Annotated in this window: 20 protein-coding genes; 11 read left to right on the top strand and 9 right to left on the bottom strand. The window is 49.5% G+C overall.

Features of this window, described 5'->3' with window-relative positions; translation table 11 throughout:
• The first annotated feature begins 361 nt into the window (after positions 1 to 361).
• The 6 genes from FTU69_RS03760 (at position 362) to FTU69_RS03735 (ending at position 5754) form a co-directional block, all read left to right on the top strand.
• The gene (locus FTU69_RS03760) at positions 362 to 2146 is read left to right on the top strand and encodes a DEAD/DEAH box helicase (RefSeq protein ID WP_005180331.1); all 1785 of its coding nucleotides are present in this window, start codon (positions 362 to 364) and stop codon (positions 2144 to 2146) included.
• Between the two features lie 389 nt (positions 2147 to 2535).
• Entirely contained in the window at positions 2536 to 3357 is an 822-nt protein-coding gene (locus tag FTU69_RS03755; RefSeq protein ID WP_180103508.1) for an ABC transporter ATP-binding protein, read from the top strand.
• A complete protein-coding gene (mlaE, locus tag FTU69_RS03750) occupies positions 3354 to 4133 on the top strand; it encodes a lipid asymmetry maintenance ABC transporter permease subunit MlaE (protein ID WP_005180328.1) in 780 nt (259 codons plus the stop codon). Before FTU69_RS03755 ends, mlaE begins: the two co-directional genes overlap by 4 nt.
• The gene (locus FTU69_RS03745) at positions 4133 to 4804 is read left to right on the top strand and encodes an outer membrane lipid asymmetry maintenance protein MlaD (protein WP_016658517.1); all 672 of its coding nucleotides are present in this window, start codon (positions 4133 to 4135) and stop codon (positions 4802 to 4804) included. The genes mlaE and FTU69_RS03745 overlap by 1 nt, the downstream gene beginning before the upstream one ends.
• Positions 4805 to 4822: 18 nt before the next feature.
• Positions 4823 to 5455: a phospholipid-binding protein MlaC gene (locus FTU69_RS03740; protein WP_005180322.1), complete on the top strand. Its 633-nt coding sequence runs from the start codon at positions 4823 to 4825 to the stop codon at positions 5453 to 5455.
• Between the two features lie 11 nt (positions 5456 to 5466).
• Positions 5467 to 5754 carry an STAS domain-containing protein gene (locus tag FTU69_RS03735; protein ID WP_005180321.1) on the top strand — a complete coding sequence of 96 codons (288 nt, stop codon included), beginning with the start codon at positions 5467 to 5469 and terminating at the stop codon, positions 5752 to 5754.
• 137 nt (positions 5755 to 5891) lie between these two features.
• On the opposite strand, the gene FTU69_RS03730 is transcribed toward FTU69_RS03735, so the two are convergent.
• The gene (locus FTU69_RS03730; protein WP_005180320.1) at positions 5892 to 6905 is read right to left on the bottom strand and encodes a CorA family divalent cation transporter; all 1014 of its coding nucleotides are present in this window, start codon (positions 6903 to 6905) and stop codon (positions 5892 to 5894) included.
• Positions 6906 to 7057: 152 nt separating this feature from the next.
• Between FTU69_RS03730 and FTU69_RS03725 the strand changes: the two genes are divergently transcribed.
• Together FTU69_RS03725 and FTU69_RS03720 are read left to right on the top strand one after the other, a co-directional pair.
• A complete protein-coding gene (locus tag FTU69_RS03725) occupies positions 7058 to 7651 on the top strand; it encodes a TIGR00730 family Rossman fold protein (protein WP_005180318.1) in 594 nt (197 codons plus the stop codon).
• A 2-nt stretch (positions 7652 to 7653) separates the two neighbouring features.
• Complete coding sequence (locus FTU69_RS03720; RefSeq protein ID WP_127799309.1) at positions 7654 to 8055, top strand: NUDIX domain-containing protein; 402 nt, start codon at positions 7654 to 7656, stop codon at positions 8053 to 8055.
• Positions 8056 to 8079: 24 nt separating this feature from the next.
• Here FTU69_RS03720 and FTU69_RS03715 read toward each other — a convergent pair whose 3' ends face one another.
• Complete coding sequence (locus tag FTU69_RS03715) at positions 8080 to 8715, bottom strand: ComF family protein (protein ID WP_180103507.1); 636 nt, start codon at positions 8713 to 8715, stop codon at positions 8080 to 8082.
• On the bottom strand, positions 8702 to 10747 hold the full coding sequence (gene recG, locus FTU69_RS03710; RefSeq protein ID WP_168382141.1) for an ATP-dependent DNA helicase RecG: 2046 nt from the start codon (positions 10745 to 10747) through the stop codon (positions 8702 to 8704). The genes FTU69_RS03715 and recG overlap by 14 nt, the downstream gene beginning before the upstream one ends.
• 33 nt (positions 10748 to 10780) lie before the next feature.
• Here recG and FTU69_RS03705 point away from each other — a divergent pair, with 33 nt between their 5' ends.
• Positions 10781 to 11596: an SDR family oxidoreductase gene (locus FTU69_RS03705; protein ID WP_168390952.1), complete on the top strand. Its 816-nt coding sequence runs from the start codon at positions 10781 to 10783 to the stop codon at positions 11594 to 11596.
• A gap of 81 nt (positions 11597 to 11677) precedes the next feature.
• Here the strand turns inward: FTU69_RS03705 and plsB are convergent, their stop codons facing one another.
• Positions 11678 to 14242 (bottom strand): glycerol-3-phosphate 1-O-acyltransferase PlsB, encoded by a 2565-nt coding sequence (gene plsB / locus FTU69_RS03700; protein ID WP_104471558.1) that lies wholly within the window; start codon positions 14240 to 14242, stop codon positions 11678 to 11680.
• A gap of 287 nt (positions 14243 to 14529) precedes the next feature.
• On the opposite strand from plsB, the gene FTU69_RS03695 reads away from it, so the two are divergent.
• A complete protein-coding gene (locus FTU69_RS03695; protein WP_005180310.1) occupies positions 14530 to 15402 on the top strand; it encodes an acyl-CoA thioesterase II in 873 nt (290 codons plus the stop codon).
• Positions 15403 to 15456: 54 nt separating this feature from the next.
• Here the strand turns inward: FTU69_RS03695 and FTU69_RS14750 are convergent, their stop codons facing one another.
• On the bottom strand, positions 15457 to 15585 hold the full coding sequence (locus tag FTU69_RS14750) for a YHYH domain-containing protein (RefSeq protein ID WP_194087061.1): 129 nt from the start codon (positions 15583 to 15585) through the stop codon (positions 15457 to 15459).
• Between the two features lie 179 nt (positions 15586 to 15764).
• On the opposite strand from FTU69_RS14750, the gene FTU69_RS03690 reads away from it, so the two are divergent.
• A complete protein-coding gene (locus FTU69_RS03690) occupies positions 15765 to 17009 on the top strand; it encodes a dicarboxylate/amino acid:cation symporter (RefSeq protein WP_163143406.1) in 1245 nt (414 codons plus the stop codon).
• Here the strand turns inward: FTU69_RS03690 and FTU69_RS03685 are convergent.
• The 4 genes from FTU69_RS03685 to FTU69_RS03670 all read right to left on the bottom strand — a co-directional run bounded on the left by FTU69_RS03685 (position 17000) and on the right by FTU69_RS03670 (position 20015).
• Entirely contained in the window at positions 17000 to 17425 is a 426-nt protein-coding gene (locus FTU69_RS03685) for a VOC family protein (protein ID WP_180103506.1), read from the bottom strand. The two genes, FTU69_RS03690 and FTU69_RS03685, sit on opposite strands and share 10 nt — an antisense overlap.
• Before the next feature lie 113 nt (positions 17426 to 17538).
• Complete coding sequence (locus tag FTU69_RS03680) at positions 17539 to 18486, bottom strand: metal-dependent hydrolase (protein WP_163145401.1); 948 nt, start codon at positions 18484 to 18486, stop codon at positions 17539 to 17541.
• 149 nt (positions 18487 to 18635) lie between these two features.
• On the bottom strand, positions 18636 to 19475 hold the full coding sequence (yihA, locus tag FTU69_RS03675; RefSeq protein ID WP_005180304.1) for a ribosome biogenesis GTP-binding protein YihA/YsxC: 840 nt from the start codon (positions 19473 to 19475) through the stop codon (positions 18636 to 18638).
• Positions 19476 to 19571: 96 nt separating this feature from the next.
• Positions 19572 to 20015 carry an Rrf2 family transcriptional regulator gene (locus FTU69_RS03670; protein WP_160240938.1) on the bottom strand — a complete coding sequence of 148 codons (444 nt, stop codon included), beginning with the start codon at positions 20013 to 20015 and terminating at the stop codon, positions 19572 to 19574.
• Between the last annotated feature and the right edge of the window lie 24 nt (positions 20016 to 20039).

Raw genomic sequence — 20039 nt, 5'->3', positions numbered from 1 at the left:
TTAATTCAAGTTTAACGACTGGTACAGAAATTAACGCAAAAGTTGATTAAATTAGATGACTTTTAAAATAATCCTGCTATAATCCGCCCACGCACTTAATTTCCGTTCATTACCTGAACATTTCTCTTCTAATCATTGTGTATGCGCGTGCGGTCCAAAGAGAGGACGATATCTCGCGCCCCAATCGCTAAAGCGATTCCTTCAGGTTAAGCCGTAATCATGCGTGCGTTATATCAACATCGTCGTTACTCGGATCGCCGCTGAATTCTTAAATTTTCAGCGTTCAATGCTGTGCCGCTTTTTGCCGATGTCCATTTGACTTTATTATTATGGAGCACCCAATTCTCGGGTGAAATACTCTATGAGCAAAACTTTTGCTGATTTTCCTCTACACGAAACTTTACAACAAGCGTTAGACGCTCTTGGCTTTACTGCGCCTACGCCTGTACAGGAACAGTCAATTCCTGCGGCATTAGAAGGTAAAGATCTTCTTGTATCAAGCCAAACCGGTTCGGGTAAAACTGCAGCGTTCCTTCTCCCAACGCTGAACGCACTTGCAAACCAGGACACATTCGTTCCGTTTAAAGAACGTATGAAAGCCATTACTCAGCCATCTATTCTGGTACTTTGCCCAACACGTGAACTTGCTCAACAGGTGAGCCAGGACGCGATTGCATTTGTACGTCACATGAAAGGTGTTCGTATTGCTGCGATCATGGGTGGTATGCCTTTTGGTAAACAAATTCAACAGTTAAAAGGTGCACAAGTGGTTGTAGCGACGCCAGGTCGTCTACTTGACCTTGTGAACCGTCGTCAAATCAAACTCGACAAAGTTAATGCGTTAATCGTTGACGAAGCTGACCGTATGCTGGACCTGGGTTTCTCTGAAGATCTGGAAGCAATCAGTGATTTGGCTGCAAACCGCGAACAGACTTTAATGTTCTCTGCGACATTTGCACCACGTATCATCACGCTTGCTGAACGTATGATGAATGAGCCAGAACGTATTGCGATCGAAACCGGTCACTCTACCAATACGGACATTACTCAGACTTTACACTGGACTGATGGCTTCGAGCACAAGAAAAAACTGTTGACGCACTGGTTGAGCGAACAGGATCTTGATCAGGCCGTTGTATTCGCTTCTACCCAAGAAGATACCGATATGCTGGCTGAAGAACTGGCTGAAGCAGGTCACTCAGTTGTTGCGCTGCATGGTGCAATGCCACAAACCGTTCGTAACCGCCGTTTACGCAGCATTCGTGAAGGTCGTGCCAAGATTTTAGTTGCAACTGACGTTGCAGCGCGTGGTCTGGACGTACCGACTATTTCTCACGTGATTAACTTCGGTCTGCCAATGAAGAACGAAGACTATGTACACCGTATTGGCCGTACTGGTCGTGCCGGTCGTACTGGTAAAGCCATTACTTTGGCGACTTACCGTGAACGCGGTAAAATTCGTGCGCTTGAAGATTACTTAGATGCACGTTTAGAAGTATCTGAAATTGAAGGTTTAGAGCCATCTCCACCTCCAGCACGTCCACGTCGTGACGGCGGTCGTGGTGGTAAACGTGACGGTGGTCGCGGTGGCCGTGGTGGTTTCGGCGGTGGCCGTCGTTTTGAAGGCGAAAGCAACTTCAAACGTCGTGAAGGCGGTGATGACCGTCCACGTCGCAGCTTCGACGACAAACCACGTGGCGAGCGTCCATTTGGTGAAGACCGTCCACGTCGTGAATTCAACAGCGATCGTCCGCGTCGTGAAGGTGGCTTTGGCGACCGTCCACAGCGTTCTTTCGATGACCGTCCACGTCGCGAATTCAACAGCGACCGTCCACGTCGTGAAGGTGGCTTTGGTGACCGTCCACAACGTTCTTTCGATGATCGTCCACGCCGTGAATTCAACAGTGACCGTCCGCGTCGCGAAGGTGGTTTCAACGAGCGTCCACGTTTTGACAGCAATGATGACAACCGTGGCAACCGCGTAGACTACAAACCACGTCGTGAAGGTGCTTTCGGTGACCGTCCTAAGCGTGATTTTGGCGACCGTCCAGCGCGTTCATTCGGTGAAGATCGTCCACGTCGCGAGTTCAACAGCGACCGTCCACGCCGTGAAGGTGGTGACCGTCGTCGTAAATTCAACGACTAAGTTGAACTGAGCGAATTCAGAAAACCGGTGCTTGCACCGGTTTTTTATGCGAGAAAATTTGAATTTTGATGAGGAAAATGTATACTGGTTCAAGTTTATTTAAGAATATATTAAGCGATGTCTCATTATCATTCGCACAAACTGCCCGGTGTGTCATCTATGAAAGAGGTGCTTATGCCATATATTTTTTTGGTTTTGCTGCTCTGTAACCTCATCTTTTTTATTTACAGAACTTTTGCCTAAGCTGCATCTCTTTGTTTCTAAACTCAAATTAGACCATAATAAAATTGTACAACTTGTACACAGTTTAAAAGAATTTCATAGATAACAATTTGTTCTCCAATCCTTTATAGTATGCATGCTGAAAAAATGCAGGAAAATCCTCAGCTATGAATAATCAGATACCTCTACAGGCGCCAGCACTGATTGAAGTCAATCACCTGAGCTTTAAACGAGGGGAGCGGGTCATTTACGACAATGTCAGCTTAAAAATTCGACGTGGGCAGATTACTGCAATTATGGGACCGTCAGGCACGGGTAAAACCACCTTGCTGCGTTTAATTGGCGGGCAGCTCACTCCGGATCAGGGTGAAGTGCTGCTCGATGGCAAGAATATCGGGAAAATGTCACGTCAGGAGCTGTTTGCAGCACGGGCGCGAATGGGCATGCTGTTTCAAAGCGGTGCCTTGTTTACCGATATGACGGTTTATGAAAACGTGGCCTTCCCGATTCGTGCGCATACCCGTTTACCCGAACATCTTATTGCTGAACTGGTGGCTTTAAAGCTGGAATCGGTGGGTTTGCGTGGCGCCGAGCAGCTCATGCCATCTGAACTGTCTGGCGGGATGAACCGTCGTGTCGCTTTGGCGCGTGCCATTGCGCTGGACCCGGAACTGATTATGTACGATGAACCTTTTGCTGGTCAGGACCCGATTGTAATGGGCGTGTTGACTCGTTTAATCCGTTCATTGCGTGAGGCGCTGGATTTAACCACCATTATTGTGTCGCATGATGTGGCCGAAACCCTCTCCATTGCCGACTATATTTATGTGGTGGCGGAAGGGAAAGTGCAGGGTGAAGGCACTCCAGAACAATTAAAACAGCATGCCTCGCCTTTTGTACGTCAGTTCTTAACCGGTTCAGTTGAAGGCCCGGTCGACTATCAGTTTAGCCATCAACCCTATTTAAGTCATGAGGTGCATTCAGCATGAATGCGATTGCTGCATTAGGACGCCGTGTGATTGAGCGGGTACGTGGTATAGGCGTTGCCACATTAATGCTGCTCCAGATTTTATTTTCAATGCCAACCTGGATTGGCGTGAAACTGTTTATTTACCAGATGTACCGCGTCGGGGTGATGTCACTGCTGATTATTGTGGTGTCGGGTTTATTTATTGGGGCGGTGCTGGGCCTGCAAATGTACAGCATTCTGGTGACCTTCGGCAGTGAAGCCATGCTGGGTACTGCTGTGGCCTTAACCTTGCTGCGTGAACTGGCACCGGTGGTTGCGGCCCTGTTATTTGCTGGCCGTGCCGGTTCTGCTTTAACTGCTGAAATTGGCCTGATGAAAGCCACCGAACAGTTGTCCAGTATGGAAATGATCGGGGTCGATCCTTTAAAGCGGGTCATCTCGCCGCGTTTATGGGCCGGTATTTTCAGCTTGCCGATGCTATCCGTGATTTTTGCGGCAGTCGGGATTATGGGTGGTAAATTCGTTGGGGTAGATTTTTTAGGCGCCGATGAAGGCTCTTACTGGAGCGGTATGGAAAGCACCGTACAGTTCTATAAAGATATCTTTAACGGCACCATTATTAAAAGTTTTGTTTTTGCATTAATTTGTACCTGGATTGCGGTCTACCAAGGCTATGCCTGCGAGCCTACGTCTGAAGGTATCGCGACATCTACCACGCGTACCGTGGTGTATTCATCGCTTTGTGTTTTAGGTTTTGATTTCGTATTGACTGCGGTCATGTTCGGAGGTGTTTAATGAAATCACGTACTAGTGAGCTGGCCGTCGGTGTTTTTGTCATTCTGTTTGGTATTGCTTTATTCTTCCTGGCGATGCGGGTCAGTGGTCTGGTGGGCACCACCATTCAGGACAGTTATTCCATGACTGCAACGTTTGACAATATTAACGGGATTAAACCACGTGCCAAAGTGGCTTTAAGCGGGGTTAAAGTCGGGCAGGTCGAATCTATTACTTTAGACCCGGTGACGCGTCTGGCCACTGTGACCATGATTCTGGATGGTGAGCTGACCACCTTTAATCAGGAACAGTTACAACAGGTGCAACAATATGCCCTGGAAGAGTTGCGTTACAGCAGCGAATACAGCGAAGCCGATTCTGCGCAACAAAAAGCAATGGAAAAGCAACTATTGGACAACATGACCTCCATCACCAATATCGATGAAGATGCTTACATAATGGTAGCAACCAATGGTCTTTTGGGTGAGAAGTACCTGAAGATTGTACCGGGTGGTGGTCTGAATTATTTAAAACGTGGTGATCAAATCAGTAATACCCAAAGCACCATGGAAATTGAAGACCTTGTGACCAAGTTTGTGACCGGTGGCGCAGGCAACAAGTCATCATCCGATAACCCGGCAGATGAGACATCCGCTGAAACAACAGATGCAGAAGTGTCATTTGTTGAGTAATTGAGAGGAGAAATTTTAGTGAAGACATTGTTCAAACAAACCTTGACCGCAAGTGTTTTGGCCACGCTGGTGGCAGGTAGTGCATTTGCTGCACCAACCGAAACTCCTCCCGCATTTATCAAGAAAGTGGCGGATGGCCTGATTTCGCGTTTAAAAGCCGATCATGCCAAACTGCAAAATAATCCGGCCTTGGTGAAAACCATTGTGCGTCAGAACCTTGATCCGTATATCGATTCGCAAGCCTTTACCCGTATTGTGATGGGAACCTATGCGACCAATCAGTACAGTTCAGCTGCACAGCGTGCCCAGTTTGAAAAGAATTTCCGTGAAACCCTGATTGAAAACTATGGTTCAGCCTTTGCGAAATTCAGCAACCAGACTTATACCTTACGTCCGTATAAAGCCAGCAACAGCAAGAACCCGGTAGTGACCATCGACTTTAATAACAAAGGCGAGAAAATTCCGGTATCGTTCCAGCTGGTCGATAAAGGCAATCAGTGGAAAATCCGTAACATCAACGTATCCGGGATTGATTTAGGCCTGCAGTTCCGTAACCAGTTTGCAGCCAACGTCAAACGTAATGGCGGCAATATTGATAAGGCGATTGCGACCTTTAAACCAGATGCAGAAGCTGCGGTTGATAAAAAATAATAGGACGTGCTGTGATTGAATATGTAAATCAGGAACTGCGGGTTTCCGGGAAAATTGACTTTAACAATGCCGAGCAGTATTACCAGCAGGGCTTGCAGCTGATTCAACAGCAGCCTGCCCCGGTGGTTGTGAATCTGGCCGGACTTGAGCAGGGCAGTACCCTGGCTTTGGCTGTGCTGGTGCGCTGGTTAAGACAGACCCCGGATGCGCAAGGGCTGGTCTTTAAAGCTGTCCCGGAAAAAATGATGAAGATTATTCAATCCTGTCATTTGCAGGATGATTTACAGCTCAGCGCTTAAACAAAAAGCACCTCAACCGAGGTGCTTTTTTATGGCATTAAGTTTCTCGCTTGACTCAAGGGAGGTGAGGAGGGATAGAAGATTAGCGAAACCAGCCCTCTCTAACTCTCTCCCTCAGGGAGAGAGGACGTGTCGCATTAAATCCATTTCTTCCATCTGAAGTAAATCAGCGGCCCGATAAAGAAGCCAATCAGGATAATACTGACAATAATAAAACTGGTGGTGCCTTTGGCAAAAGGCAGTACGTCGGTGTTCATGCCATAAACACTGGCCACCAGCATTGGCGGTGCCAGCATACTTGGTAAAATCGAGAAGCGACGGATGGTGTCATTCTGTTCGGTATTAATGAAGCCCGAAGTAGTATCGAGTAGGAAGCGCACTTTCTGGAACAGGAAGGCGTCGTGTTCGACCAGCGAGCGTACATCTTCACTCAGTTCACGGATATCGGCATCATAAATATGACTGCCCAAGGCACGTGGACGCGCTAAAAAGGTCAGCACACGGCGTAAATCAATCAGACAGAGCTGGGCTTTTCCAAGCATATCTTCCAGTTGAGCCAGCCGGGTAATCATGTCATCGAGGTCTAAAATCATTTCCCGGTGGCGGTTATTCAGCACTTCGGTAGAGTATTTTTCCAGGTCCTTGTGGATATCTTCCAAGATATCCGCAAGCTCATCCAGCTTGGCTTCTAGCAGACCGAGCAGCACCCAGGTCGGGTCTTTATAATCAATTTCATAATCATTGCGCCGTGCACGGGCACGAAAGGCACGAAAGGCCACCAGTTTTTCACCGCGCAGGGTTAGCAGACGGTCCCGGTTTAAAATAAAGGCAACGGTTTGTACCGTGGCGAGAATGCTGGAATTTTCTTCCGATTCATCATCGACCTGATAGTTTTTATTTTTCGTTAAAAAATAGGTGCTAATGTGTAAAACCCCATCATCATCACGGTAAAATCGGGCAGATGAGGAAATGTCTTCCAGGGACTTTAAGGTGGGTAAATCCTGCCGGTAGGCGTCCATGACCCACTGTTGTTCTTCTTGTGAAGGGGCGATCAGGTCAATCCAGACCAGTTCTGGATGCAGGTCGAAGCCGCCGTTAATGGTGGCGTCTTCCAGACTACCGCGCTCTGTGGCGTAAAAGGCTTCAAGCATTAGTCTTTTCTCCCTTGCGCAGTATGGGTTTTATTGATGGGTGTATTTTAGACAAGGATTTGATTAAAAACACTGTTTGAAGTGCTAATTTATTTAAAAAACCAGCTCAAGGGTATATTTGCGGCATCATAGCCGCTGAACATGGTGAAAAAATGACAAATTCAATTGCAGTCTTCTGTGGCTCGGCTTTAGGTTCCGATGCGGTTTTTGTGGACACGGCGCAGCTGGTCGGGCAAACGATTGCAAAACAGGGCAAAACCCTGGTCTATGGTGGTGGTCGCTCCGGGTTAATGGGTGTGGTCGCAGACAGTGCCTTGCAGGCCGGTGGTGCCGTAATTGGCGTGATTCCGGAGCCACTGGTTGATCGCGAGCTGGCCCATCCCGGTTTAACCGAGCTGCATGTGGTGAAGAATATGCATGAGCGTAAAACCAAAATGTCAGAACTGTCCGATGCCTTTATTGCCATGCCGGGCGGTGCCGGTACGCTGGAAGAAATTTTTGAGCAGTGGACCTGGGCCCAGCTGGGAATTCATTTAAAACCGAATGCCTTTTTAAATGTTGAAGGTTTTTATGATGATCTGCTGCGCTTTATTCGCATGACCACTGACAAGGGCTTTACCCATGCACGTTTTACCGAGGCATTAATTGTGTCCGATTCTATGGATGAGATTTTAAGCCAGTTTGAACGTTTTCAGGCACCTGAACCGAAATGGGGCATGGCTGACCGTCAGGCCTTGGTGAAATAAATATGAACACCATTACCGTAGCTGCGGCCATTATTCTGAATGAGCAGCAGCAATTGCTGCTGGTACGCAAACAGCACACCCAATGCTTTATGCAGGTTGGTGGCAAGCTGGAAAGCAATGAGCCACCGGAGCAGACCATCTGCCGGGAAATTGCGGAGGAAATTGGCTGTCAGGCCCAGATTAAACAGTTTGTTGGCCGTTTTGAAACCGCTACAGCCAATGAGCCGGATCATCGTCTGGTCAGTTATGTCTATTATGTGCAGCTCGATCAGGACCCGCAGGTTCAGGCAGAAATTGCGGAAATGAAATGGATTGAACTGGAGGATAAGACGACACGTCTGGCACCGTTAACCACAGAAGTGGTGATTCCCTGGGTGAAACAGCAGCTGTTACAGTCGGCTTAAGGCTGGCTGTCTTTTTGAAATGATTTATCCGTCGGCACTGGCAATACACACCGCATAGACCTTGTGACAGCCAAGTTGCTCCAGCTGCTGTTTCAGTGCACGAATCGAGCTGCCGGTGGTGACCACATCATCAACAATTAATACCCGGCGATAAGGCCGGCCGGCATCGGGCCGTAGCTGGAATTGCTGGTCCAGATTTTCCAGTCGTTCCAAGCGGCTTAAGCCTTTTTGACTGTGTTGATGGCGCCGTACAACCGGTTGCCAGATTGGTAGCTGTAAATGACGTGCCAGGACCTGAGCCAGCAGCAGGGTATGGTGATAACCGCGCTCTGCCAGTCGCTCGGCTGCCACCGGCATCGGGACAATGGCCTGTACCCGTGGATAGGTCAATTCACACAGGCTGCCCGCCAGTAAAGGCTGATAATGCAGTTGCTGCTCATATTTGAATTGCTGAATCATCCGGTCGACTGGATAACGATAATGACAGGCCACCTGAATCTCGGTTTCCTGCCGGTAGACGTTTGCTTTTAACCATGGCAGTTGCTGCAAGCAATCTGCACAGACCCGGTACTGCTGCTGGGCCGCACTGCCACAGAGCTGGCAGGGCAGTAATTTTTGTAATAGCGTACGGCTATGCGCCAGCAGCTTAAACATAGGCATAACGTGGTGCTTCCGGCAGCCAGCGTTTGAGCAGGGCCTCGGCCTGCTCGGGATAATCTTTCAGCATCTGCTGGGCCACATAATGTGCCTGATTCAGCAGATGATCATCGCGTTCCAGCTTGGCCACCCGAAAGCCCATATCGCCGGTTTGTTTGGTGCCCAGCAACTCCCCGGGGCCGCGCAGTTCCAGATCTTTTTCGGCAATCACAAAGCCATCATTGCTTTCTCTTAAAATCCGCAGCCGTTCCTGGCCGTTTTGCGACAGCGGATGCTTATACAGCAGGGCACAGAAACTGGCTTTGGCGCCCCGACCGACCCGGCCACGCAGCTGATGCAATTGCGACAGCCCTAAACGCTCGGCATTTTCAATCACCATAATTGAAGCATTCGGGACATCGACGCCGACTTCAATCACGGTGGTGGCAATCAGCAATTGTAGCTGGTTGTCTTTAAACTGCTGCATCACCGCCTGTTTGTCATCAGCCTTCATTTTGCCATGCACCAGACCAATATTCAGTTCCGGAAAGCGTTCCTTGATTTCAGCAAAAGTCGCTTCGGCAGCTTGCGCATCCAACGTTTCTGACTGTTCGACCAGGGTGCAGACCCAATAGGCCTGTTTGCCTTCGGCACAGTTGCTGGCAATACGCTGTAATACCTGCTCGCGCCGGTCCAGTGGAATGGTCACAGTCTGAATCGGGGTACGGCCCGGCGGCAGCTCATCAATAATGGAAGTATCCAGATCGCCATAGGCGGACATCGCCAGCGTACGTGGAATTGGGGTGGCGGTCATCACCAGCTGATGCGGAGTCATGTGATTCAGGCCCTTGTTTCTTAAGGCCAGCCGCTGATCGACCCCAAAGCGGTGCTGCTCATCAATAATCACCAGTCCCAGCTTGGCAAATTCGACATTGTCCTGAAACAGCGCATGGGTGCCGACCACCAGCTGGGCGCTGCCATCCTGAATAATCTGTTCGGCGCTGGCGCGGGCCTTGCCTTTCTGTTTGCCAGAGAGCCAGGATACGGTTAGTCCCAAAGGTTCAAACCAGCGTTTAAAGTTTAAATAATGTTGTTCGGCTAGAATTTCAGTTGGTGCCATCAGCGCCACCTGCCAGCCTTCTTCCAGTGCATGACAGGCCGCCACCGCCGCCACCAGCGTTTTGCCGGCGCCGACATCACCTTGTACCAGCCGCAGCATCGGCTTGTTTTGTTTCAGGTCCTGGATAATTTCCTTGGACACTCGTTTTTGTGCGCCGGTCATGCTAAACGGTAAGCCGGCCAGTAACTGCTTGGCCAGATATTGGCTGGGTGCAAAAGCTGGCGCTTCAATCTGCTGAATATAAGCGCGGCGGGTCAATAAACTGACCTGATGTGCCACCAGTTCCTCAAAAATCAGCCGCTGCTGGGCCGGATGCGAACCCTGACCAAGCTGCAGCATATTGGCACTGGTTGGCGGTTCATGGATATATTCCAGCGCCTGTTTCAGTGCATAGCCGTTGGTAAATTTTTCCGGCAACAGTTCCGGCAGATCATCACTGTGCTGTTTCAGCGCCTGTTTGACATAGTCGCGCAGTTTGGACTGGGTCAGCCCTTCGGTGCTTGGATAAATCGCCGTGAGCTGGGTTTTCGGTAGCGGAGTATGCTCGCTGATCAGCTGGATTTCCGGATGATACATTTCCAGACCACGTGCGCCGACCCGGACTTCACCAAACACGCGCAGGCGGTTGCCGACTTTAGCACGGTCGGTTAGGCCTTTATAAATATGATAAAAACGTAAGGTGACTTTGGCGCTGTCATCATCCAGCAGAATTGCCATCGACTTGCGTTTGCCGGGTGGGAAATCGACCCCTTTGACAATGCCTTCCAGTAAATAGCTGCGGCCGACGTTCAATTGGTTCATCGGAATGATCGTGCTACGATCTTCATAATCACGCGGCAGATGAAACAGTAGGTCATCTGTCGTGAAAATATTCAGTTTTTCCAGTAACGCGGCAGCAGCAGCGCCAACGCCTTGTAATTGATGGACTGCGGCCATGTCCCCTCAACAATGGTAATGAGCAAGTGGGTTATGCATATTTTATTTATCGGTTATGGTAAAACATCTGCACGTGTGGCTAAACAACTATTTCAAGCTGGCCACCAAATTACCACAATTAGCCGCAGCCGGAAAAGTGATGACCATGCAACGCATCTGATTCAGGATGTGCAGCAGCTGGATTTAAGCCGGCTGACGCCCATTGACTGGGTCTATGTGCTGCTCAGTCCGGGCCAGAGCACGCCGGAGGCCTATCAGCAGACCTATCTGGATTCGGTGCAACCAATTGTAACGGCGCTGGCAGCGCATCCGGTGCGTCGTATGGTGGTGGTGTCATCGACCCGGGTGTATGGACAAAATGCCGGGGAATGGATTGAGGATACCACACTGCTTCAGCCGCCAGATGCACAGGCAGACATTCTGCTCAAGATGGAGCAGGCCTATTTAAGCGCTTATTCGGAGCGTTGCACCATTATCCGGCCCAGCGGTATTTATGGCAGCTCAATCGCAAGGATGGTCAAGCTGGCGCACACGCTCACTGAATATCCAAACCGGCACTGGTCTAACCGGATTCATATTGATGATCTGGCGCGTTTTCTGGCACAGATGATTCACGTGGAACATCTGCAGGAGAGTTATATTGTCAGTAATGGTCAGCCGCAACTGCTGCATGAAGTGGTGCAATGGTTTCAGCAGCAGCTACATCGGCCGTTATTAACCCTGACCAGCGAGTACGAAACCGGCAAGCGGATTCGACCGAAACGGATGCAGGACAGTGGTTTTAAGTTACAGCATGATGACTGTTTTCAGGATTATCTGGCCCTGTTACAGCAAGCGGATGTGAACTAAGAATTTTTAATTTTATTGAGGATGGCTGATATTTCCCGCACCTTTGCACGAAGGCAAAGATACGGGTTATGGACGGTTTTTTTATTTCTTTTTACGTTTTAAGCGACGTTTGGCTTGCTGTGCGGCTAGTGCATCTAGTGCATCTTTCAGTTCTTCATCGCTAAAGGTGGTGATGTGTTGCAGCATTTGCAGGGTTACATCATCCAGCACCAGATTGGCATACTGCGCCACATTGCTAAAGTTCTCATCAAAGACAATGGCATTGTCGCTGTTGGTGCTGATATAGCCTTGCTGGGTCAGCACTTTAATAAAGCTCTGGAACAGGGCCTTATCGAAGAATTCCGGTGAGTTGAACTCATACAGCACCGATAAACGCTGACCCACCAGATGGCTCAGTTCTTCAACCTGACGGGCGGAAATATTGCCCGAACCACGCTGGGTAATCAGCGCCAGGGTCATGTAGTAGCGTTCCAGACTTTGCATTACCGGCGCAGCCAATACTACCAACTGGTTATGATCTTCACTGTTCGGTGCCGGAGAAAGCAGATTCCCTTCAGCATCTTCACTAATCAGCTTGGCCTGAATTAGGCCATCAGCATAGGCACAGATTTGCTGTTTCAGTTCTGCTTCATTCCATTTCAGGAACAGCTCGGCTTTCAGGAACGGATACAGCGTGCGAATTACATTAATTAAATCGCCACGCTTGATTGAACCATTGTGCTCAACCAGTGCCGCTACCAGAGATGGCAGGACAAAGGCATGCAGAATATTGTTGCGGAAGTAGGTCAGCAACACCGCCTGATTGTCTTCAATGGCAATAATATCGCCCAGAACGTGTTGTACACGTTTGATCAGTTTCAGCTTCAGACCGTAGGCAATAATTTCCTTACCTGAAAGCGGGGTGATGTGGGTGCGCTCATCGTAAGGCAGGGCAGTAAGCAGGTCACGATAGGTATCCAGCTGCTTGATACAGATCGCTTCATCTAAGGTATGTTTTGGCGTGCCCAGCAAAATCAGCGATAACAGCGATACCGGGTTAATTACCACGGCGCGGTTAATGTTTTCCAGAATCGCATAGGCCGAGCTGTTTACCGCATCGGATACTTCCTGCGGAATCGGATCGTCATTTTTTTCGATACTGATCTGCTCGGCGCCATGCTGTTTTAGCATGTCATCTAAAAACACTGGCTCGCCAAAATTCACATGCACCTTGCCAAAAATACGCTCGATTTTTCTCAAGGTTTTCAGAATACCGACAATGGATTCGGCCTCTTTCGGTTTACCCTGCATTTCACCGACATAGGTCGAACCTTCCATCAGGCGTTCATAGCCAATATAGGTTGGCACAAAGGCAATCGGTTTGGCGCGGCCACGTAAATGTCCATGTACGGTCATGGCCAGCATACCGGTTTTTGGTGGCAACAAGCGGCCGGTACGTGAACGGCCGCCTTCAATAAAGTATTCCAGCGGCGTGTTGCGTGACAGAATGCTGTACAGATATTCCTTAAATACGGTGGTGTACAGGCCATTGCCACGGAAAGTCCGGCGAATAAAGAAAGCCCCGCCACCACGTAATAACTGACCGACAAAGGGCATGTTCAGATTATCGCCAGCGGCAATGTACGGCACCATCATGCCGCGTTTATAAATCACATAAGACAGCAATAAATAGTCGATATGACTGCGATGGCACGGGGTATAAATAATTTCGTAGTCTTTGGCCAGTTCACGCACGGTGCTGAAATTATGCACCTCGACGCCATCATAGAGCTGGGTCCATAAACGGGTTAGCGCCGTTTCAGCAAAGCGGATGGCGGCATAGGAATAGTCCGACACGATTTCATTTAAATAGCCAATGGCACGACGCTCGGCTTCAATCATGCTGATTTTACTGCGGATGCTTTCGCGGCGAATGGCTTCTTGTACATCCGGCGCTTTAATCAGGCTGTGCATGACGTTACGGCGGTCCGATAAATCCGGGCCTAATACCACTTCGCGCTGGCTGTCTAAATAATTATTTAAGGTATTAATAATACAGGTTGCTGGCGACAGGTTTGGTGCCTGCATCTTGGCGGTCTGCACCATCGCTCTTAAAGACTGTGCCTCATGAAATTCCAGATAGGATTGGCGACCATGCAGGCCAATATTGACCAGTTGCTTGACGGTGCCCGGCGTGGCCCAGGTATCGGTCAGGAGTAGTTTGAGCCAGGAATCTTCTTTATCTGGCGCGCGGCCCCAGAGAACGGTGACTGGAATCAGCTCAATATCCAGTTCAGGGTGCTGTTCCAGCAGTTCAATCAGGCGTAGTAAACGCGGCGGAAAGGCGTGCGGCGGCGGATTCAGCAGATTGTTTTCATCATAGTGCTGTAAAAACAGAATCGAAGCTTTTTCCTTATGCTGGCCAATCTGCATCGGGTCTAATGCGGGCGGCAGCTTTAAGCGGCGTGTTTCACCATCAAGGACCAGGGCATTGCTGCGGGAATGGTTCTGCAACACATAGCAGACAATTTTTTGAGTCGGCTGTTCTGAATGGTCTGTCGCTGCTGCTTCGGCAGGAACCTCGCCCAGTACATGCGGGGTTACCACCAGATCAAGCAGTTTGCTTGAAAGCTGACGATAAATTTGACCAAAACCACTCTTGGACATACCAACTCCTAAATCAATGACCAGTACCGCAGATTATCTGAGGGAAAAAATAATAAATCTAATTGTAGCGAAAAATAGCCTGACATTTTCTGACAAATTCTATCTTTAGTGCTCAATTTTATCGTTAAAAATCGTATTTTTAGTGCGGCGCATTATACGGGAGCCGTGACAGGGCAGTCAGTTAAACTTTAGTGTTTTGGTCAACAAATATGGCAAAATAGGCAAGATTGAGCTGTTTCTATTTTGCTTGCTTTGATTTTTAAATATCCCGACATAGGTTTCCCCGCATGAATGCACTGACTCAGGAACTGGTTGAACTGCTTAGCCTGGAAAAACTTGAAGAAAATATCTACCGAGGCATCAGCCGCAATCTGGTCGGTAAGCGCGTGTTCGGTGGACAGGTGCTGGGCCAGGCACTGCGTGCGGCCTCGTATACCACCGACCGTCCGGCGCATTCCTTACATGCCTACTTCCTGTTTGGTGGCGATGTCAACGCACCGATTATTTATGAAGTGGACCGGATTCGTGAAGGCAAGAGCTTTGTTAGCCGTCAGGTGCGAGCCATCCAGCATGGCCGGACCATCTTTATGTGTATGGTATCGTTTGCTGCGCCAGAAGAAGGGCTGAATTACCAGATTTCCGAGCCTGAATATCCGGCACCGGAACAGTTAAAAAATGAAGCAGAACTGGTACAGAGCATTGTCGAGTTTATTCCGAAAAACGTTCGTGCCAGCTTTACCCGTGACCGGCATGTGGAAATCCGTCCGGTGAATCCAAGTAATCCGTTTCAGCCGCAGCCGGAAGCACCGTCTTATGCGCACTATATCCGTACGCATAGTCCGATTGCAGCGGAGCAGGATGAAATTGCCCTGCATCAGGCCATTGCTGCCTTTTATTCAGACTTTACCCTGATGACCACCGCGCTGCGTCCGCATGGCTTGAGTTATCTGTCGCCAAGTTTGCAATGTGCCAGTATCGACCATGCCATGTATTTCCATAAGCCATTCCGGGTCGATGACTGGATGCTGTATGACATGGAAGCCACCATCAGTAACAGTTCGCGTGGCCTGAACTTTGGCCGTATGTGGCAAAACGGCGAGCTGGTCTGTAGCACCACGCAGGAAGGTTTAATTCGCTTACGCGAAATTGAAACCCAGTAAGCTCACCTCAATAAAAAAGCCGAATCAACTGATTCGGCTTTTTTTATCCTGCCGTCAATGGCAATGCGGCAAATCGCTTGGTGCATGTTTATGGCAGCCTTGTGCCTTGCTGTTGCCCGAAGAATGGGCAAAAACCTGCGTAGTGCTACAAATGAGTGCAAGAATAAGGGCGAGTTTTTTCATGAGGTTGCTCTTTTAGTCTTAAAAACAGAGTAATGCACTGATAAAGCACATCTTATGCCAGTTTTTCAGGCATCGGGCTTTTTTCCTGAGCTGGATTTGCTTTTGACAAAATAATGCTCGATTCAGCGCAGCTCGCATGGCATAGTGCCAAGCAAGATGACATCACAATATATGCACCCATGAGCTTAAATACACAAATTCTGGTGGCCGCAATTTTAGGGGTTCTATTCGGGTTTTTGTTGAACCTGTTGCCGGGCAGCGCATTTTATGACGGCAGTTTATATGGCCTGAGTATTGCCAGCAGTATTTTTATCGGCCTGCTGAAAATGCTGCTGATTCCCCTGATTTTCAGTTCGATTGTGGTCGGGGTATCCAACCTGCAGGCTTCTGGCCAGCTGAGCCGGGTCTGGAAAATTACCTTATTGTGCTGTGTGACCACCACCACATTGGCGCTCATTTTAGGGCTGGCCTGTGCGCATCTGTTTGAAGTCGGTAAAGGCGTAGATGTGCGTTTATTCCAGGACGCGATGAGCCAGCATCAGACGCCAGATACCTTAACGCCGTCATCCTTCTTCACCAATTTTATTCAAAACACCCTGATTAATCCGTTTAAGGCCTTTGCCGAGGGCAATGTGCTGGCGGTGGTGGTGTTTGCCTTATTTGTCGGGGTGGCGCTGGTCAAAGGCGGTGAGCAGTTCCGGACCGTGCGCCGGCTCAGCCATCAGTTTTTTGACATCATGATGCTGATGATCGGCTGGGTAATGAAACTGGCACCGCTGGGGATTTTTGCCCTGCTGGCCAAGCTGATTGCCACCGAAGATGTGACCGTGCTCAGCCGTCTGGCTGAGTTTGCCGTAGTGGTAACCGGCACCACCATTTTTCATGGTCTGGTGGTACTGCCGCTACTGCTATGGCTGTTTGGAAAAATGAATCCGGTGACCTTCTTTAAAGGAACGCGCGCTGCTTTAATTACTGCATTTGCCACCAGTTCCAGCTCGGCCACCATGCCGCTTTCGATGAAATGTGCCCAGGAAAACCTGAAGGTGCGCCCGCAAACAGCTGGCTTTGTAATTCCGCTGGGGACACAGCTGAATATGGATGGCACAGCCTTATATGAAGCCGCTGCGGCGCTGTTTATTGCCAATTTAATGGGGCTGGATTTGACCTTGGGCCAGCAGCTGGTGGTTTGCGCCACCGCCATGATTGCCTCGTTGGGCGCGCCGGGAATTCCAAGTGCCGGCATGGTCACCATGATTATGGTGCTGCAATCGGTCGGTCTGCCGGCAGAAGCAATTGCCATTTTACTGCCGATTGACCGTTTGCTGGATACCGTACGTACCGTGGTCAATGTCCAGGGTGATATGATGATTAGTGTAGTGGTTGACCGCTATACCCGCGACGATGAGATCACCACTCAATCCTGAGCATCTTCCCAGCACGGATTCCAGACCACTTCCCAAAGATGGCCATCGGGGTCCTGAAAATAACCGGCATAACCACCATAAAAGGTGGCCTGTGCCGGTTTGACAATGGTGGCACCGGCACGCTCGGCCTGCTGCATCACCTGATCTACGTCCAGCGGACTATGCACATTATGCCCCAGACTGATTTGGGTCGGGCAAAAACGGCTCAGGGGCAGGCCGCTATCCTGCGCCAAGGCAGTCTGCGGCCACAGTGCCAGTGTCAGGCCTGAATCCAGCGTGATAAACGCCACTGCGCCCTGTTCAAATTCCTGCCCGACGATACCCTCACTCTGCCAGCCCAAACCTTGCTGATAAAAGCGCAAAGCTGCGTCTAAATCCCGCACAGCCAGCGTGATCACACTCAAAGATGCGCGCATTGTTCCTGCCTTTTCGTTCAAGTCCAATTTTTATCTTAGCGGAAATCTGGCTTGACACAGTGCTGCCTGTGTCGGGCAATTGTATCTCTGCAATTCTGCACCAAGTGGACGCTTTACGCGACTTTAAGTTGGGCGCGCTGTGCCGCCGGGGAGGCTTGCAGATAGGCCAGCGCATCTTCGGTTTTGGCTTCATGCAGCGGGTCATACCACGGCATTAAATAACCCAACTGTTGTGATACCAGCCAGAATGGTGAGGGCAATAAGCCGTTATTGGCCTGTGCAGTGCGGTACCATTCCCGCCAGATCCACGGTTTATACAGGGCTGGCCGGATTGATGCATAACGTGGGTCCTGACGCATAATATGCGCCGCGCCATCAACCCAAAGACCAATTACCCCGGCAATCACCAGCAGGCTCAGATAATAACGGGCCAGATAACTGCCACCCAAATGCCGATACAGGTCAAAGGCCACGGTGCGATGCTCGATTTCTTCTGCGCCGTGCCATTTGACCAGATCCAGCATGGCCGGGTCGGCACCCTGACGCTGCCATTCGCGGTTATACAGCGCATATTTACCCAGCACGCAGGTCATGTGTTCTACCGTAGCAACAATACCTAAACGGAACAGATCCCAGTGCCGTTCGCTCCACTGCGGCAATTGCAGACCTAAAGGCCGATCAGCCAGTAACTGGTTAAACAGCCCGTTCATCAGACTGATATTGCGCTGAATATCAATCTGGCGTTCAGTTAAATAATCCTTGTTGGCCGAGTTGTGCGCCTGGGCGTGCATGGCTTCCTGGCGGATAAAGGCCTGCACATCCTGTTTCAGTTTTTCATCCTGAATCTGCGGCAAAACCTTGTTGTACAGCCGGCAAAACCAGAACTCGCCGGCCGGCAGAATCATGTTAATTTCATTAATAAAATAACTGGCAAAAGGCTGCTGCGGAATCCAGTCGATGGGGGTGTCCTGCCATTCAAAGCGGACTTTACGCGGTTGAATAAAGTAGCCAATGGATGAGCCACGGGCGGCGCGGCGAAAACGTGAGAGGAGTTTTTTCATGCTGTATTGCACCTCTAAAATGTGATGCGGTTCAAATTATGCTCAGCATGAGTATGAAAAAAATATCCCCCATTGAAACTAGCAATAGGGGACATTCCAATATCAATAGATGTAAATTATTGTCGGACAGGATTAAGCCGATGTAAAGCTTATGGCTCTTTGGCGGCCGTTTCAGTCAGCTGTTCAACAGCTTCTGTATCCGGCAGCTCTTCTGCTTCCAGTTCATCTGCCGTGGCTTCCGGAATGCTGGCCAGATCAAACTGCTGCGATTGTTCCAGGGTAAAGTTCAGACGACCGGCCATTACACTGGCCAGTTCTTCCAGACCCTGACGATTGAGCGAGGAGAACAGTTGAATCGAGAAATCCAGCTTCATCTTTTTCAGTTGCTGTTTCACTTCCAGCAGGACTTTATTGGCCGGGCCACGATTCAGCTTGTCGGATTTGGTCAGCAAAACATGTACAAACAGATGACGGGAATAAGCCCATTCCAGCATCATCACATCAAAATGCTGCAGCGGATGGCGAATATCCATCAGCAACACCAGACCCTGTAAGCTCTTGCGATGAATCAGGTAGTTTTCCAGCTCTTTTTGCCAGACAATTTTCATTGATTCAGGTACTGCGGCATAGCCATAACCCGGTAAATCGACCAGACGCTGCTCTGGATTGCCCAGACTAAAGAAGTTGATCATCTGGGTACGGCCCGGTTTTTTCGAGGCACGTGCCAGCTGTTTCTGGTTGGTTAGGGCATTAATCGCACTGGATTTGCCAGCATTGGAACGTCCGGCAAAGGCCACCTCATAGCCGCTATCTTCTACACAGAGATTCAGCTTTGGCGCACTCATCAGGAATTCGGCTTTACGTAGCCAGTTCAGGGCACGAACGGCATATTCGGTAATCGCAGGATCAGCCTTTTTCTCATAGCTAATCTTTTGCTTCGGCGCATTAGCGGCCTTAGTGTTTTTCGATTTTCCTCTGCTATGGTGCATAACTTAACTTCATCACTGCTTTTACAAAGCGGTATTATAGATCAACTCGCGCAGACACGCGAACTTTGCTGTAGCCGTGTGCAAAAGTTATCTAACTCAGAGATTGATCAGCTGAATTGGCGATTGTGTGCTCCACTGTGCCGGTGCAGGAGTATCTAACACGTCGGACAGGGTGTACTGGTCCAGACTCTGATAAAACTGTTCCAGCGCCTGATCTAAAATGCCTTTTAAGCCACAGCGGCTGCGCAGCACGCACGGCGGGGTATTACATTCCACAATCTGGGTTTCACGTTGTAGAATACGCACGATCTGGCCCAGCTTCAGTGCCCGTGCATCCGGATTTAAACGCAGGCCGCCCCCTTTACCACGGGTGGTAATCAGCCATTCCTGTTTGCCCATGAAATGCACAATTTTAACCAGATGGTTTTGGGAAACATGCAAATCCTGCGCAATTTCCGCAATCGTATACGGCAGATCTCGCGGTGGGGAGATATACAGCAGAATACGTAATGCATAGTCGGTGAATTTATTTAATTGCATGATCGCACAAATATTTTTCAAAGT

Source organism: Acinetobacter sp. YH12134, assembly GCF_013418555.1.
Taxonomy (GTDB): Bacteria; Pseudomonadota; Gammaproteobacteria; order Pseudomonadales; family Moraxellaceae; genus Acinetobacter; species Acinetobacter indicus.
The sequence above is the reverse complement of the archived record's forward strand: the minus strand, read 5'-3'. Positions and strand labels throughout refer to the sequence as shown.